The 16348-nt window shown below is 53.3% G+C and carries 16 protein-coding genes; 10 read left to right on the top strand and 6 right to left on the bottom strand.

The genetic code is table 11. The annotated features are described in order from the left end of the window. Position 1: 1 nt before the first annotated feature. The 5 genes from PH547_RS20685 to PH547_RS20665 are packed head-to-tail and all read left to right on the top strand — an operon-like array spanning position 2 to position 6802. Positions 2 to 2953, top strand: a complete 2952-nt coding sequence (locus PH547_RS20685) for a glycosyltransferase (RefSeq protein WP_285169308.1) — start codon at positions 2 to 4, stop codon at positions 2951 to 2953. Between the two features lie 49 nt (positions 2954 to 3002). Then, the gene (locus PH547_RS20680; protein WP_285169307.1) at positions 3003 to 4013 is read left to right on the top strand and encodes a GDP-mannose 4,6-dehydratase; all 1011 of its coding nucleotides are present in this window, start codon (positions 3003 to 3005) and stop codon (positions 4011 to 4013) included. Between the two features lie 17 nt (positions 4014 to 4030). After that, positions 4031 to 5113: a GDP-mannose 4,6-dehydratase gene (gene gmd / locus PH547_RS20675; protein ID WP_285169306.1), complete on the top strand. Its 1083-nt coding sequence runs from the start codon at positions 4031 to 4033 to the stop codon at positions 5111 to 5113. 4 nt (positions 5114 to 5117) lie between these two features. Beyond that, complete coding sequence (gene fcl, locus PH547_RS20670) at positions 5118 to 6056, top strand: GDP-L-fucose synthase (RefSeq protein WP_285169305.1); 939 nt, start codon at positions 5118 to 5120, stop codon at positions 6054 to 6056. Positions 6057 to 6058: 2 nt separating this feature from the next. Beyond that, complete coding sequence (locus PH547_RS20665; protein WP_285169304.1) at positions 6059 to 6802, top strand: glycosyltransferase family 2 protein; 744 nt, start codon at positions 6059 to 6061, stop codon at positions 6800 to 6802. 111 nt (positions 6803 to 6913) lie between these two features. Here PH547_RS20665 and PH547_RS20660 read toward each other — a convergent pair whose 3' ends face one another. The 4 genes from PH547_RS20660 to PH547_RS33840 all read right to left on the bottom strand — a co-directional run bounded on the left by PH547_RS20660 (position 6914) and on the right by PH547_RS33840 (position 9395). Further along, positions 6914 to 7219 carry a hypothetical protein gene (locus PH547_RS20660; protein ID WP_285169303.1) on the bottom strand — a complete coding sequence of 102 codons (306 nt, stop codon included), beginning with the start codon at positions 7217 to 7219 and terminating at the stop codon, positions 6914 to 6916. Then, complete coding sequence (tnpC, locus tag PH547_RS20655; protein ID WP_285169302.1) at positions 7219 to 8787, bottom strand: IS66 family transposase; 1569 nt, start codon at positions 8785 to 8787, stop codon at positions 7219 to 7221. The genes PH547_RS20660 and tnpC overlap by 1 nt, the downstream gene beginning before the upstream one ends. A 70-nt stretch (positions 8788 to 8857) precedes the next feature. After that, positions 8858 to 9205 (bottom strand): IS66 family insertion sequence element accessory protein TnpB, encoded by a 348-nt coding sequence (tnpB, locus tag PH547_RS20650; protein ID WP_104825761.1) that lies wholly within the window; start codon positions 9203 to 9205, stop codon positions 8858 to 8860. After that, the gene (locus PH547_RS33840) at positions 9135 to 9395 is read right to left on the bottom strand and encodes a transposase (RefSeq protein ID WP_350223749.1); all 261 of its coding nucleotides are present in this window, start codon (positions 9393 to 9395) and stop codon (positions 9135 to 9137) included. The genes tnpB and PH547_RS33840 overlap by 71 nt, the downstream gene beginning before the upstream one ends. Positions 9396 to 9672: 277 nt before the next feature. Between PH547_RS33840 and PH547_RS20645 the strand changes: the two genes are divergently transcribed. The 5 genes from PH547_RS20645 to PH547_RS20625 all read left to right on the top strand — a co-directional run bounded on the left by PH547_RS20645 (position 9673) and on the right by PH547_RS20625 (position 15563). Next, positions 9673 to 10446, top strand: coding sequence for an FRG domain-containing protein (locus PH547_RS20645; RefSeq protein WP_285169301.1), 774 nt, complete (start codon positions 9673 to 9675; stop codon positions 10444 to 10446). A gap of 479 nt (positions 10447 to 10925) precedes the next feature. After that, complete coding sequence (locus PH547_RS20640; RefSeq protein WP_285169300.1) at positions 10926 to 11723, top strand: hypothetical protein; 798 nt, start codon at positions 10926 to 10928, stop codon at positions 11721 to 11723. 19 nt (positions 11724 to 11742) lie between these two features. Further along, positions 11743 to 13260, top strand: coding sequence for a DUF2272 domain-containing protein (locus PH547_RS20635; RefSeq protein ID WP_285169299.1), 1518 nt, complete (start codon positions 11743 to 11745; stop codon positions 13258 to 13260). Between the two features lie 12 nt (positions 13261 to 13272). Beyond that, a complete protein-coding gene (locus PH547_RS20630; protein ID WP_285169298.1) occupies positions 13273 to 14616 on the top strand; it encodes a hypothetical protein in 1344 nt (447 codons plus the stop codon). Between the two features lie 11 nt (positions 14617 to 14627). After that, complete coding sequence (locus tag PH547_RS20625; RefSeq protein ID WP_285169297.1) at positions 14628 to 15563, top strand: hypothetical protein; 936 nt, start codon at positions 14628 to 14630, stop codon at positions 15561 to 15563. A 182-nt stretch (positions 15564 to 15745) separates the two neighbouring features. On the opposite strand, the gene PH547_RS20620 is transcribed toward PH547_RS20625, so the two are convergent. Both PH547_RS20620 and PH547_RS20615 read right to left on the bottom strand, forming a co-directional pair. Continuing rightward, positions 15746 to 16024 (bottom strand): hypothetical protein, encoded by a 279-nt coding sequence (locus tag PH547_RS20620; protein WP_285169296.1) that lies wholly within the window; start codon positions 16022 to 16024, stop codon positions 15746 to 15748. Between the two features lie 152 nt (positions 16025 to 16176). Next, positions 16177 to 16348, bottom strand: a 172-nt coding sequence (locus tag PH547_RS20615; RefSeq protein ID WP_285169419.1) for an ATP-binding protein, incomplete at its 5' end; no start/stop codon positions are given.

Genomic DNA, 16348 nt, shown 5'->3' with positions numbered 1-16348 from the left:
CATGTCATTGTTCAAGCAGTTGCCAAAAATCTCGATCGTAACCCCATCCTTCAACCAAGGTCGCTTTCTGCAGGAGTGTTTAGACTCGGTTAAAGCGCAGAATTGGCCGAATGTTGAGCATTTTGTCATTGATGGGGTGTCAACTGACGAAACGTTAGAGGTTTTGGAGCGTAACCGTTCTGAGCTTAACGCGATTGTCAGTGAACCGGACAAGGGTGCGGCCGACGCGATTAATAAAGGGTTGGCGATGTGCACAGGAGATATAGTTGCGTGGCTGAACGCCGATGATTTTTATCTACCTGGCGCATTCGAGCGTGTTGCAGCCGCTTGGCGCGAAAATCCTGAGGCTAGCTTTTGGTTTGGCAACGGCATTCGTGTCCGTGAATCGGGGGAGATAAAATCAGTCTTTAATCCAAGATCGGTGGTCTTTAATTCGGACGCGCTTGTGGAGGGCTTGGATTATATCCTGCAGCCCGCGACGTTCATTAATCCGAAGGCGCTCAGTCAAGTAGGGCTTCTGAATATCGATTTGCGCTGGAGCTTTGATTGGGACCTTTGGATCCGTCTCTCGAGGTGTGCGTCCCCATCCACGATCGATGTGCAACTTGCCGCCTCCCGCGAATGGGGTGCGACATTGACGGCGAACGGAGGTTTTCGGCGCGCCGAGGAACTGCGCTTGATGGCCGAGCGCTACAGCGGAAAAGCGGTAACGCAAGGAGCGCTTTGCTACTGGCTTGATACGCTCATGTTAGCTGCGAAATCCGATTCATCCCTGTCTCAGGGTGAGTTTGAAAGAAAGGTGCAGGATCTATGGCTCGCGGTTCAGTCCGGTATGCGTCGCCTGGGCGTCGACTCATCGGGTATGCCGAAAGGTCCTGACGACATGGACAGCTTGGTGATTGGTGTTGATCTCTTTCCATTAATTTCAGGCGTATCGGGAGGAATCGTGCCGTGGGTGAAGGGCGTCCTGCGTGAAATGGTTCGCCTGTATCCGGATGATCGGATAGTCTTCTTTCACCGACCGGGAACGCCGCCGCTCCATATCGAGGGCAAAAACGTCCAGTTCGTTGAGTTGGATGAACATCCGATAAAATTCTACCAGGATATGACTCGTCATTGCGAAAATATGCACGCACAGGCGATCGTTCGTACATATCCTCAGGAGCACCATCCCAACATCTCATTCAAGCGCCAGATCTTCGTAATCCCGGATATACAGCATGAGTACTTCCCGGAGTTTTTTCCAAAGCATGTCTTAGCCGCACGTAGAAGAGCGTTCGCATACGCGCTATCTTGCGGTGGGGCCGTTGCTACGATGACAGATCATTCTCGTGAAACATTGACACAGAATGGTTGGACTCTTACCGATGACGTCTTTTTGATGCCCGCGGCATTACCGGAGGAACTTCGTGAGGAGCCGGATGACGCTAGTTTGCCAACTCGAGCGCAAGATTTCGAGCGGTTCTTCTATATGCCTGCCAATCTGTGGCCTCACAAGAACCACCGCCGCCTATTTGAGGCGTTCCGGGCAGCGCTTCCCGATCTGCCGGCCAACACTGGACTTATCCTCACCGGAAGCCCTGACGGTCTCGACCAAGTAATGGCGGGATTTGAAGATCTCCCCATTGTTCACCTTGGCTTCGTTCCCCATGAGCAAGTGGCGGCATTGTTTAGCAAAGCGGTTGCGCTCGTTTACTTTTCACTTTTTGAGGGCTTTGGAATGCCTCTACTGGAGGCGTTCCAATATGGAACGCCGGTTCTCTGCAGCAATACCACATCGCTGCCCGAAGTAGGTGGTGAAGCAATGCTCGCGTGCGATCCGACGGATGTTGGTGCGATGGCGGAATTGATGCGTAGGATCTTGAAGGAAGAGGGTCTTCGAGAAAGTCTCGCATCGAAGGCAGCTGAGCGGGTGGCTGCGTACAATTGGGCGACACCCGCCCGGGGATTGCGTGCCGCACTAGACCGCGTTTCAAGTACCTCAATCGCATCAACGAAATTGCGGCCTTTGGTCAGCATAGTCATGCCCACCCGCAATCATGCGCATTTTATTCGCGAATCAATCGATAGTGTGCTGGAACAAAGTTACGACAATGTCGAATTGCTCGTCATGGACGGAGCATCCACCGACGAAACCATCGACATATTGAAAAGCTACGGCGAAAAAATTCGCTGGATATCCGAGCCCGACAAAGGACAAGCCGATGCTATTAACAAGGGCATGCGGCAGGTTAATGGAGATATTCTCGCCTATCTTAATTCAGACGATATTCTTTTGCCTGGATCTATCCAAAAAGCGGTGGAATATTTCCATGACCATCCTGAATGCGATATGGTCTATGGGAACGCTGATTATATCGATAAGGACGGCAAGATAATCGGCGCATACACGACCGCGGAGTTCACATTTGAGCGACTAATGCAGGATTGCTGTGTCTGCCAACCGGCGGCTTTTTGGCGCCGACGAATAGCGGATAGAATAGGGCCGTTCAATGCTGACTTGCAAACGGCAATGGACTATGAGTATTGGTTGCGCATTGCGACTTCGGGCGGCATAATTCATCATACAATTGAAAAGTTGGCGCAATCGCGTTTGCATGAAGATGCGAAAACCCTCGCTATGCGTGGCAAGATCTTTGAAGAAGTTTTTAATATCTGCCAAGAACACGGGGGCTACGTAAGTTACAGCTATTTCCACGGCTTATGGTACTATCGACTCTACGAATCCTGGACTGGCGGCACCACTTTCCGTCGTATCATGCCGCGGTTTTACAGAGTGCCGGCGTTCGCGCATTTTTCCGCCCAAGTCTTTCGACTCAGGCGCGATAGGGAAACACTGCGGTATGTAGCTCGCACTGTCTTCAACGTAATCGACCGACGGTCACCGACGACAGGTGCGATGATTCGAAGGGCCTGGCGAAACTCTTCTACCCTTCGCAAAGGCTTCAGTTGAAGGAGATTTGTGGAATGGAAAGAAAACTGTTTGCTGGCTGTCCCCACCGATGAAACGAGCTCTGATTACGGGCATTACCGGCCAAGATGGTTCCTACCTTGCGGAGCTGTTACTTGCAAAAGGATATATTGTCTACGGACTAGCGCGACAGGAAAGTTGGTATCGGCCGAACTGCTCGAGCCACCTTGTCGGGAAGATCGAAGTGCTGTTTGGCGACGTAACAGAAGGCGTGGACATCGCGACTGCTTTGCAGGAGTCGAAACCAGACGAGATTTACAATCTTGCCTCTCAGTCCAGACCGGGAGAATCTTGGTCCCGTGCCTCGGAGACCCTGCTCGTGAACGGCTTGGCTGCGGTGCGCCTTTTTGAGGCGGTACGGCATAACTGCCCACATGCCTATGTCTATCATGCTTCATCGTCAGAGATGTTTGGTCAAACAACATCAGCGCGTCAGGATGAACAAACACCCTTCCATCCCGTCAATCCCTATGCGGCGGCGAAGGTCTATGCGCATCAAATGGCAGGAATATATCGCGACAGCTATGACCTGTATATTTCCAGTGGCATCCTCTTCAATCACGAGAGCGAGCGGCGACCGCTGCACTTTCTAACGCAGAAGGTCGCCTACGGCGCCGCATGCAAGGCTCTGGGTATTGTCAATTCACCGGACCGTAATGAACGGGGCCGACCGATTGTCGAGAGCGGAAGGCTTGCCTTGGGTAATTTGGAGGTTTCTCGTGATTGGGGTTATGCGCCAGATTTTGTGAGAGCCATGTGGCTCATTTTACAGCAAAAGACACCAACTGATTTCGTGATTGGCACTGGACAATCGCATACGCTGCGAAATTTATGTGAAGCCGCATATCAAAGTGTTGGCCTGGACTGGGAAAAATGTGTATTCAGCGACCCAGTCCTCGTTAGGCCGCTAGAGCCAGGGCAGACTTTGGCCGATCCGTCGAAAGCGCGGAATTTGCTTGACTGGGCGCCAACGGTCAGCTTTGAAGAAATGGTTGGGCGTATGGTCCAGAACCAAATACAGCGCTTGAAACAACTTGTGTAGAATAAGAGAAAGACGTCGTGAAAAAAGCACTCATTACAGGTGTCACTGGCCAAGATGGTTCTTACCTCGCTGAACTATTGTTGAGCAAGGGTTACGAGGTGCACGGCATAAAGCGCCGGACCTCCTTGTTCAATACTGACAGAATTGACCATCTGTACGTGGATCCGCACGAAAGTGATCGCAGATTTATTCTACACCACGGTGACCTTACCGATTCTTCAAGCCTTATCCGAATCATTCAGCAGGTTCAGCCGGATGAAATTTACAATCTGGCTGCTCAATCCCACGTTGCCGTGTCCTTCGAGGAACCAGAGTATACGGCAAATTCGGACGCCCTCGGAGCATTGCGCATTCTTGAAGCCATCCGCATCATAGGGCTTGAAAAGAAGACCAAGTTTTATCAAGCAAGCACCTCGGAATTGTACGGCCTCGTGCAGGAAATCCCACAAAGGGAAACGACGCCGTTTTATCCTCGAAGCCCGTATGCAGTAGCAAAGTTATACGCCTACTGGATCACGATAAATTACCGTGAATCCTACGGTATTTACGCTTGCAACGGAATTCTCTTCAATCACGAGAGTCCTGTCAGGGGCGAGACCTTTGTAACACGTAAAATTACGCGGGCGTTGGCTCGCATCAAGCTTGGTTTACAAGATTGCCTTCACCTGGGAAATCTCGATGCAAAGCGTGACTGGGGTCATGCAAAAGATTACGTTGAGATGCAGTGGCTGATGTTGCAACAAGATCAGCCAGAAGACTTTGTCATTGCTACTGGCGTTCAGTATAGCGTACGAGAATTCGTAGAGGCTGCGGCGAAGGAAATTGGGCTTGGGATACGCTGGTCTGGCGAGGGGCTGGAAGAGAAAGCCTACGACGAGAATGGAAAGTGCATTGTCGCGATCGATCCGCGGTACTTCCGTCCGGCGGAGGTTGAAACGCTGCTGGGTGATCCAACCAAGGCAAAGCAGAAGCTGGGTTGGACGCCGAAAATCACCTTTGAAGAGCTCGTCTCGGAGATGATGCGTGAGGATCTTAAGGCCGCGGAACGTGACGAAGTTGTGAAGCGGCACGGATTCAGTACCTATCAATATCACGAGTAAGACTATGAATCTGGACGCTAAGATTTATGTCGCTGGCCACCGCGGGATGGTGGGGTCGGCTATTGTCCGCCGACTCCAACACGCCGGCTATTCGAACATCATAACACGCACCCATGCTGAACTTGATTTGACTCAGCAGTCCGATGTTTTTGAGTTTTTGGCTGACGCGCGTCCAGACTACATTTTTATGGCGGCGGCGAAGGTCGGCGGTATTCATGCAAACAACATCTATCGTGCAGAATTTCTCTACCAAAACCTAATGATAGAAGCGAACATCACCCATGCCGCATGGCGGGCGGGGGTGAATCGTATGCTTTTTTTGGGATCTAGCTGCATCTATCCTCGAGACTGTCCCCAGCCGATAAGAGAAGAATATCTGCTAACAGGACCGCTTGAACAAACGAACGAGCCCTACGCCATTGCGAAGATAGCCGGGGTCAAACTTTGCGAAAGCTATAACCGTCAATACGGAACTCAATATCTTAACGTCATGCCAACAAATCTGTACGGCCCCAACGACAATTACGATCTTAGTAATAGTCACGTGCTGCCTGCGTTGATTCGAAAGGCGCACGAAGCTAAGTCACGTGGCGACGCAACGTACGCGGTGTGGGGCTCAGGTCGTCCAATGCGCGAGTTCTTGTACGTAGACGATATGGCTGACGCTTGCGTGTTCCTTATGGAGCGCGAGAACATCCAATCGGGGCTATTCAACGTTGGCACGGGAAGTGACGTAACAATCCGTGAACTTGCCGAAACCGTCATGGAAGTTGTTGGCTTCGAAGGTGAGATTGTTTTTGACACCTCTAAGCCCGATGGGACGCCTCGGAAACTTTTGGACGTAGAACGCTTGCGAGCACTCGGATGGCAGGCAAGCACCACGTTGCGTGACGGAATAGAAATAACCTACGCAGACTTTCTTGCTAAAATGGCGCAACATTAGCGGTGACAGAGCCCCTCGTCACGATTGCGGTACCGTCTTACAATCAAGGCCAGTTCCTGGATAAGGCGCTTTCATCGATCTTCGAACAGCGCGTTCCGGTCGAAGTCTTTGTCATGGATGGTGGTTCGACGGACGGATCGGCAGAGATCATCGAAAAGTGGAAGCCGCATCTTGCCGGGTTTAGAATTCATCCAGATGACGGTCAGGCCTCAGCGATCAACGAAGGAATTCTTAGTGGGACAGCGCAGTTCGTGTGCTGGCTAAATAGCGACGACTGGCTGCTGCCAGGCGGGCTCGAAAAGTTAATGCGCGCAGCTAATAAAGCCAGTGACGCGCCGGCCGTATATGGCCGCTGCTGGAATTTCGTCCAGAACAAAGGCACTCGCAATTCGGTTTGGGTGGAACCTTTTTCAGAGCGGCGACTAGCTTTGCGCTGCTTCATTTCGCAGCCCGCCACATTAATTCGCCGAACTGCGTGGGAGGAGGTGGGTGGGGTCAACCCCAACCTACATATGACAATGGACTATGACCTGTGGTGGCGCCTTTACAAACAGTGGGGTCCACTACAGTTCGTAGATGAATATGTTGCGGTAAACCGCATCCATGACAGTACAAAAACAAAGACTCAACGCAGGCTTCATTACCAAGAAGCGATTGCATTGGTTCGCAAGCATCACGGGTGCGTCCCATGGAAGTGGTGGCTCGCGCAACCCTACGCCGTGTGGTTCAAGTCAATAATGCGGTAGCTAAACCGGAGTACTGTTTAGCAACAAAGCCGATGTGATCAGTTGGCCTTTACAAGATATTGCAGCAAGTGAGCGTCCGGCGAATGCATTTCTTCGTCTGCGAGGCGCGGTCTAGGACTTGCGGCTTAGCTCATCTGCCATGACGCGCTCGATCATCTCGGGATCGCATTGTTCACCGACGAGGAACTGCCGGATACCACCGTCCCATGTCCTGACATCCGCGAGGAACTCCTCGAGGCATTCGACGCCGCGGTCCGTGAAGCCGGTTGTGCCATCTTCGGTCCCGTTGTGGACGCGCACCATTTCGCCGTAGTCGATATTGTCCGAGTTGGCAGCGATCTCTTGGAGCAGTTCGAGGTTTTCGCCGATCATGGCAGCGACGTTTTCGATCGTATAGATGTGCATCGAACGAGCCATCAGACAGCCTTTTGCAGCGCGGAATCTGCTGGGAGCATATTCCATGGCAACAGGTCTTCAAGCCTGTCTATCGGGTAATCTTTGATCCGGGTCAGGACGTCTGTGAGATAGACCTCCGGATTGTGGCCATGGAGTTTAGCAGTCTCGATGATGGTCAGGATGTTGGCGATGCGCTCGCCGCCCTTGTCGGAGCCGGCGAAGAGCCAATTTTTTCTTCCGATTCCAAGCGGACGCATGGCTCGTTCAGCTATGTTGTTATCGATCTCGACGCGGCCATCGTCGATGTAAACGCTCAACGCTGCCCATCGCGAGAGGGCATATCGCATCGCTTCCGCCAGCTTCTGCTTCTGTGGCAGCGTCGAAAGCGTCTCTTCTATCCAGCTCTTGAGGTCCGCCAGAAGGGGCCTGGCATCTTGCTGGCGCAGTGTACGCCGCTCCTCAGCCGACATGCCGCGGATACGATCCTCGATATCGTAGAGCGCACCGATGCGCGACAGCGCTTCGTCAGCGATCGGAGATGGCTTCAGCTTGATCACATCGTGGAACTTGCGGCGTACATGCGCCATGCAGGCGGCCTCGATGATCTGGTTGCCGTAAAGCTTCTTATAGCCACCATAGCCATCCGCATGCATCACGCCGCTGAAGCTGGCGAGGTGGTCGGCTGGATGTGCGCCCTTACGATCGGGGCTGTAATAGTAGGCAATGGCCCTGGGGGTTGGATCTTGATAGCCACTGCCATCGAAGACATAAACCCAGACCCTGCCTGTTTTTGTCTTCCCGCGTCCAGGGTCGAGGACATCGACGGGGGTATCGTCCGTATGTATTCGGTCGACCGCGGCGATATGGGCTCTGATCAGCAAGATGAGAGGCGCAAGTAAAACGGATACGCGGCCCACCCAGTCCGCCATGACGGACCGGGAGATGTCTATCCCCAGTCGGTCGTACATCTCGGATAGACGATAGAGCGGAATGTGATCGTCGAATTTGGCGACCATGATGTGGGCAAGCAACCCCGGTCCGGGCTTACCGCGCTCGATCGGCAAGGTCGGCATTTCGCCAGACACCGTTGTATCGCAGTCCTTGCAGATCATGCGCTTTTCGACGTGGCGGACAATCTTCACGGACGCCGGTACGTGCTCCATCACCTGGACCACCTTGTCAGCGGCCTTCAGGAAAGACGTGCCACCGCAGGTCGGACAACTGCAGGGCGCCGCATAGACCTGCTCTTCGGTTGGAAGGTTATCCGGCAGCGGTTTGCGCTTCGGTTTACCCGGTACATCGTCCAACTCCGGCAAAGGGGTCTTCCCAGAGCGTACCTCCGCCTCAGCACGGGAGGCCTCGATCTCCTCCAGCATCAGCTCAAATTGCTCGATCTTCCGTTCTATCTTTTCCGACGAAGGACCGTGCTGCCGATGTCGGAGCAGTTCCAACTGCGCGCGCAGAAGACCGATAATGGAGTCGCGCTTGGTGACTTCGGCTTCTTGGCTCTCAAGTTTCGCGGCCTGTTCAGCGACGAGCGCGCGCAATGCAGATAGCTCATCCTGACTGTCCAACGGCGTTGTTTCCATGCCGGCAAACTAGCCGATTTGCGCCTGAAGCGCTAGCATTTTTCACAGATTCTCGAGCAAAATAAGGCCCTTAGCCGGTCCGAGCTGGAGCGGAAGTCCACGCCGGTCGACGCCAATCGATCCCTTCGACAAGCATGGAAAGCTGAGCCTGCGTCAGATGCGCAACGCCTTCTTTCGCCGTCGGCCAGGGAAAATATCCGCGCTCGAGAATTTTGTAGAAAAGGCAAAACCCCTGGCCATCCCACCATAGGAGCTTAATCCGATCCGCGCGTTTGCCGCGGAATCCGAAGATTGCGCCAGAGCCCGGCGCTTCCTTTATGACAGCCTCGACCAACGCTGACAGACCATCAATGCCGCGCCGCATATCCGTCACCCCGCAGGCCAAATAGACCCGTACATTTCCCGAAGGCCCGATCATGCCGCCTCGATGGCGACGCACTAAAGTGGCTGAATGTCTTTCGCCATAAACGGATCTGACCCGGATGGATGTCATGCCGGCGGGCTACATCCCCAATGCGGACGCCAGGCTGATCTGCTTCTGCCAATATCTCCAGCTTAGCCTCTTTCGACCATCGCCGCCTACGCTCAACGCCGGAAATAATCTCCATGCGAGCCATGCCAACCTCTCAGTTCTGGTATTAATGTCAGCACTAATGCTGGTTCTAATGCCAGAACATCGCCTAACTGGCTCGTTCAGCAAAATCCGCTCACCGGACGCTCACGTCTAAGGTGCTCCATGGTGAATCCATTGCGAGTGTTCGCAATGGATTCAACGATCGCGGTTGCTTGTGCGCGAAATGGCCCGCTAGAGATTTTGGATAGGCAGGGAGTTCAATTATGGGAATTGAGGAAGTTGGACCATTAAGGTGGGAGGAATGCCTCCAGATGCTGAAGGCTGACGAAGCCGAGGCTAAGCGCCTTCAGGATGAGAATTCTCGCTCCGGTGTTTACTGGCCCTGGATTTACAGGGGGCAGTCGAATGCCAAGTGGGCACTCCAGACCTCGCTTGAACGGTTCATCCAGCGTGAGCTTGGACATGATCTCGACCGTTTCAAAATGATGGAATACTACCGCTATCTCGCTCGTGTAATTCCAGCGATCAACTCGCTAACCTCCTCGTCGTTCGACGCGGATTTTATCCCTGATCACGTAAATCTCGACGAAGACGGCACGCCACCACATATCGAACTGCTCTGCTATGCCAGACATCACGGTTTCCCCACCCCTCTTTTGGACTGGAGCCATTCTTTTTACGTGGCCGCGTTCTTCGCGTACTCCACGGCGGATCGAGACATCAGCCCCGCAATCTGGGCGTTCAAGGAATGGGATGGGCACTCCAGGGTGCAAGACTTCGGTGATCCCTTCATCACGACGATAGGATCGTATGTCGAGACTCATCCGCGACATTACCGCCAGCAAAGCACATATACGGTATGCATCTCTCAAGCCGAGGGCACCTTCTTCTTCACGCCTCACCCGAAAGCGATTGACGTCAATCCTGCGGATCACCGCATGAAAAAGTTCATCCTTGATGCCCGGGATCGACAGACTGCGATGAAGGATCTGCATTCCATGAACATCACCGACTATTCGCTCTACGGTAGCGAGGAAGCGCTCATGCGGATGCTGGCTTACCAAGAGATTGTGTTGAACAGATAGCTACCAACGAACTATTTCGATTCTTTTCGCGATCTTCATCGGCATGAAGCGGGATTAGTGACCGACCCGATTAACACAAAGCGCGCGGTTTTGTTCTGTGGTAGAGACGCGGGGGTAGAAAATGACGGGCATGAGGCCTTACGAACCGTCCGATTCGGTTGTGTTCAGAAGTTCGAGTGTCCGCATGCAAGAAACAACCCTAACGGACGCTATCCGCACCGACGCGACGACCGTCCGCAGGGGTATACCCCACGACAACTGAAATGTCTGGAGGAGCGCGGCTGGTTTTGCCGGGCCGGTGCCACTTCACGCCGCATTCTCACCTCCAGCCCTGACTATGTCGGATACAAAAGGGACGTCATCGGCGCGACCTTCTACAAGTTCAAAGCGCGCCTGAGCAAATCCTACTTCCTTTTAGTAAATTGCAAAGTTTTGTCACAAATGCAACTTTATAGGGAGGAGGCCTGGCGGAGGGCGGGATGGTCCGTACTTTGGTTATTTCTATCTTTGTTGCGTTGTCGATATTCTTCGGCGGATGCGCGGTTGTGCCTCGCGAAGAAGGATCTGGTTTCGTAGCCGCAGCCCAATCCACCAAAGCGGGAACAGACGCTCTGTTCGACCAGTTATCCGCTGCGGAAAAACACCAAGCGAGCATTCGCGTAAAGGCAAGCAAACCCTACGAATTTTCTGTGCTTGACGCGTACACCTTTGCCACAAACGAGGATGGAAGCTCAACTCGTTCTCTTCGGGCCGGTGTTTCGGTAATCGGTAATTATGCGAACCTGATGCAGTCCTTGCAGGACGGCAGTCGCGCGGCGAGCACTCAAGTGCAAATTCAAGATATTGCCGCGAACATCAGTGTGGCGGCAGGGATGCCGGAGCTCAGGGCAGCGGCTATCGGACTAAAGCCGCTGATCGATCAGCTACTTAGAGCCCAGAGCCAAATTGAGGCTCGTAGTTTGGTGATCAATGCAGCTCCGCAAGTCGAGCAACTTATCATTGCTTTGCGAGATGCAGCCCCGGCCATCTATAAGACCATGGTTACCGAGAACACGCTATCAGCAGGAGTTAAGGGGACCAACTACGAGAGCTATAAGGTAGTCGCCGCGAACTACGTGGTCTTGATGGACAAACTACTGGCGTCATTTCGAATGCTGTTGGTGGCGTACGAGAGACCTTCGAATACCGCTGCACTTCGCTCTATCTCAGAAAACACAGGTGAGCTAGCGGCGGACGCCAAGGCACTACGTTCAGCTTTAGGGAGAGCCCAAAACTAGCTAACAAGGGGGGAGTTAGATGGCAGGCTACAGTGAAATCGTATTGGCTCTCGCTGACATCGAGAACCAACTGGAAACAGCAACAGGAGGAGACCGCATCGCGCTTGAAGGGGCGCGCATCCAGTTGCAGCGTCTCCTTATCGATGACTCTTTGTCCTCATTGTCCACTGCCGCAGCGGCGGTTGATGCCGCAACGGTGCAACTGCAGAAAGCCGCGAACGCTTCGACAAACCAAGGCCTTCTTGATAGGCTACGGCGCCTCTCCACGGATCTTAGAGGGAAAGTGACGTCTTCCTCTGGAAGCGTCGCGGAAGAGCAAAAATCCGCGCCTGCACCCTCATCAGGAAATATAATTGATGAAGTCCAGCGGCTGTGTATCGAAGAGTGGAACAGGTTTGGCCAGCAAGAGTATGGATTTGACGGCGAGCTAATCCGAAAGGGCCACCAGGAGGGCGAAGACAATTACGCGGAACGCATCGGCGAATACTGGCAAGTGGGAACGAACACTACCGGCGTTGACGGAAGAGATCACGATTGGTTCTGGTCAGCAGCGTTCGTCTCATGGGTATTCCGAACCGCTGGTGCCGGAAAGAATTTTCGCTATTCTACCCAGCACTCCATTTTCATCGCGCAAGCAATACGAGATCGGCTCAATGGCACCTCCTCTGGTTTCTGGGGCTTTCGTCTAGACGAGCATCACCCTGCCGTGGGCGACATCGTCTGTTGGAGCCGTCAAGACGGAATCGATTTCGACCATCAAAATAATGGCGATTACAAAGGTCACACCGATATCGTTATAGGCGTCGGAAACGATAGGATTTGGGTGATTGGCGGCAACGTTGGAAACTCGGTGACCAAACGGCCTCTTCGACTCAATTCCGAAGGGTACCTCCAAGACGCGACAATTTCGGGCGAAGTCCTTTTTGCCGTTTTGCAGAACCGTATTCCGTCATTAACCGCTCCGACAAGTACCCCGACCTCTCCCGATATGACGCAGGCGAAAGCTGGTGGAATGCCGAAACAAGGACTTGTGTTAGAAGCTCCGGATGGCGGACTGGCTATGGTCGACGAAGGATATGATCTCCTTCGCAAATGGGAGGGCTGTATTCTATACGCTTATGACGATGCAACTAAACCGCCTCATCGGGTGGCTTCTGGGGAGCACATAAACGGAACGTTGACCATCGGCTACGGTCACACCGGATCAGACGTTTGGCCCGGCCTTACTTGGACGGAAGATCAAGCGGAAGCCGCGCTAACGAAGGACGTTAAACTAGTTTCCGATCTGATTGCTCCTCTCATAAAGACACCTATTAAAAATCGGCAATTCTCTGCGTTGGTCTCCCTCACGTTCAACATCGGCCTTGGAGCGTTCAAAGATAGTTCGGCACTGAAAGCCATCAACACAGGAGATCTTGCCGCAGTGCCAGATCTCATCGCCAGGTGGCACAAAACCACGATCAATGGCGTGCTCGTCGACAGCCCTGGACTTGCCAACCGTAGAGCTGCCGAAATCGCCCTTTGGAACAAAGCATGAGGAGCGCTGGGCATGAGGGATACCGACAACGCTAACGCCCGTGAAGATGGGACCCCTTTGCCAGGCGTTGGGGACGCGCGTGAAAGTATCGTGTCGAGCAAGGGAGAATTCGCAGCCGATGACCCGGCGGTTGGCGGCACTCAAGCCGCAGGTGACTCGGCGGTTGGCGGCACTCAAGCCGCAGGTGGCTCGGGTGAAGCAGTCGCGCGAAAGCCGGTATCTTGGCCGACTATCCTCGTCCTAGCAGGCGTGCTGTCGTTGTTTTCATTCGCTACGGGCTTTGAGGATTCCCACCAGCCGGTGGGCGCACAAAGCATCCTCCTATCTATGTGGCACAACACACCCAACCTCAGATTTCTGCTCACATTTTTTCTAATATCTGCTTGTTTGGGGTTGACCGCCCTCTCTCAAAATTTCGCGTCGGCTTGGGCAAACGTTCGACGCGTATTAGAGTCTGGCGTGTTCTATTTTTTTGCTGGACTTGCCTTGTTGTTGTACGCGAAACAGGGAACTGACGCAGCGGAGCACCCATCGATCACCTTCATTTTGGCGATGCTTGGCGTTGCTATTATGCTATTCGGCACAGGTTCGCAGGCGGCAGGCGCCATCGCGACCGGTAGCGGTACCCTACCCTCGCTTCCTAAGAACGGCAGTGACGCGGCCACCCTCGAACAAGCGGTCGGCGGCAATGCTGCTCCGGCAGGCGATTGGTCACCTTTCAAGGCCAATGCCGTGATCGCAGGCGGCGCGGCGGTATTGACCGCAATTTTCGGATTTGGCGTAATTCAATACGCCGACAAAATCCCCGGCGTTTTCACTGACTACGGCACCTATAGCAGAGTCATGATCCGGCCTTGTTTAGCCGCCGCCTCCGGATCTTGTACTGAGACGGATATCAACTCCTTTATAGAAGCGAATCTGTCGCTCGGCGACTACTCTGTCAGCGCCCAGAACGCGGACGGTCGGGAGTTATTCGTCCGGAAGGAAAACAAGACGATTCAGATATTGGCTTTGAAGGACGACATGCGAAGCGGTCGGTATATCTCACTCAAGTTCGACCGCGTTCGGGACGCACCTCCCGGGACTCTGTTAGCGTCGTCAGTCTCTGTGGAGGTGCCCCTATTTGACGTCAACAAGAGTCTGGGAGATGGCTGCGTAACGGGCTCTGGAGTGGTAACTCGGTGCCGCCTATCTCCCACAGACAACGCCAGTACTAATCGATCCGATAAACTTGAGCTTGTTACCTTCGCCTTGGATCTGTCCGGCGGGGCGCAGCCGGGAAGTGTCTCCGTTCAAACAGCGCATTTTGATCCGATGTCCAATGCCGTAAAACCTGTTACCATCCAACTGCAGTAGAAGGGGTGGACATGCTATCTTCCTGGAGACTACCGTTTAACTTGGTTTCAGCGTTTGCACTTGTGGCCACGACTCTTATTGCAACAATGCCTGCGAGTGTATTGCATGCAGATCAACAATTGACCGACTTCGCGCTACAACGTTTGCAGAGTGCTCTCGAAAGTCTGAAAGATCAGGACCGGGTGGAGCTGGCCTCTCTCCTGCAATATGTCCGCATCGTAGTTTCCAACGACGAGCAAATATCTCGCAACCCCCGAGTTGATGGCAAGCTCATGAATTTGCTTGCCAACGCTTCGTCCACCCCGGACTATTCAATACGGATTCAAGGTGGATGGCTGCTGGCGAATCTTACTACTCAAAACAATGTTTGCGGTGTCGTTGATACGCTTTTCAACCCCGATCTTGATATTAGAGCTCGCGGCAATTTGTTAGCGATAGTCGCGCCCATGACAAACCAGATGCCATCAGATGTGGCGGCATGGTTAAACGCAGCGCTTGCTCAGCCGACCGGCTACCAAGACACAAGAGCGGCGGAGATCAAGGCAACTTTAAGTTCACGGTTGAATGCCCCGGAGACGCTGAATGATGGATCGCCGCGCGACTTCGATACATGCGTTGAGCTTCCCAACATTGCCTCAACATACATCGGCTCGCTCGCAGAGAATGCGTCTTATTCTGTCTACATTCATACGGGAAAGGCTGATCCTTCCGACGTCGAAAAAGTGAAGAGCGCACTTCTGCGGGCAGGATTCCAGGTGAAAGGCGTCGACAACGATCTCGATCGCGAGGGAACTGGGATAGATTACCCCCTCAAAGGTCCGGACCCCAGCTTGGCTCATCGCAAAGCTGCCGCGATCGCAAGTATTGTGAATGGAACCATCAATCGCAAGGTTGCGACACGTCCCCAGAGTTTAACGCCAATGAGCACGTTTGGCGTCTGGCTGTAGTAGGTTGTTTCCAAGGCTCCGTCGATGAGGGATGAGAAGAATCTATTCCGCCTGCCCTCCCAATCAGAAGCTCACCCCGCCCGCCCAAATAGCTTGTTTGCATCAATAGGTCAGAACTGTTGCTAGCAAACCTGACAAGTATAAGGCTTTCGTGCCGCTGATAGGACATGTCTCTACGGTTCCTAGCCCTGCTTCTCGACCTGCTTTCGCTGAGCTAAGCGGCCCTGAATCCTATTGTCCAGCTTGGCACGCTCTTTTTTGTTTTTTTCTGATTTTCTTTGTTCGACGAGTTCTACCAGCTTTTTGAGCTGCCGGTTGGGTAACTTTAATTGCCCATTTCGGACAATGACACCAGTGATATCGGCTGGAGCGGCAATGAGACTAAGTTCCTTTTCGCCTTTCAGCGTAAAGCCGTTCTTATGGATGACCTGCTTAACGTCCCAGATAAGTATACCTGGCACGTTTTCTCCTGAGATTGTAATATCATCTGCCGATTCCGATGAAGCCGCCCCTTTGTTCCGAGATGATTGCGCCCCTTGATTCCGGGATGATCTCGCCCCTTTTTAGTGGGGTCTGCAGGCGATGATTGTTGTCAGTTCATTTAGGCAGGGTGTCAAGCTTTTCGGGGCAGGTTTCGGCGTAGGCTATCGCCGCTCAATTCGATGCGATGAGCGTTGTGAACGAGGCGATCCAGTATGGCATCGGCGTAAGTCGGGTCTCCTATGACGCCATGCCATGCCGATACGGGAAGTTGGCTGGTGATGATGGTTGATCGGCGGCCGTAG

It is taken from the genome of Rhizobium cerradonense (assembly GCF_030182455.1).
GTDB lineage: Bacteria > Pseudomonadota > Alphaproteobacteria > Rhizobiales > Rhizobiaceae > Rhizobium.
This window is presented reverse-complemented; position numbering and strand designations above follow the sequence as displayed.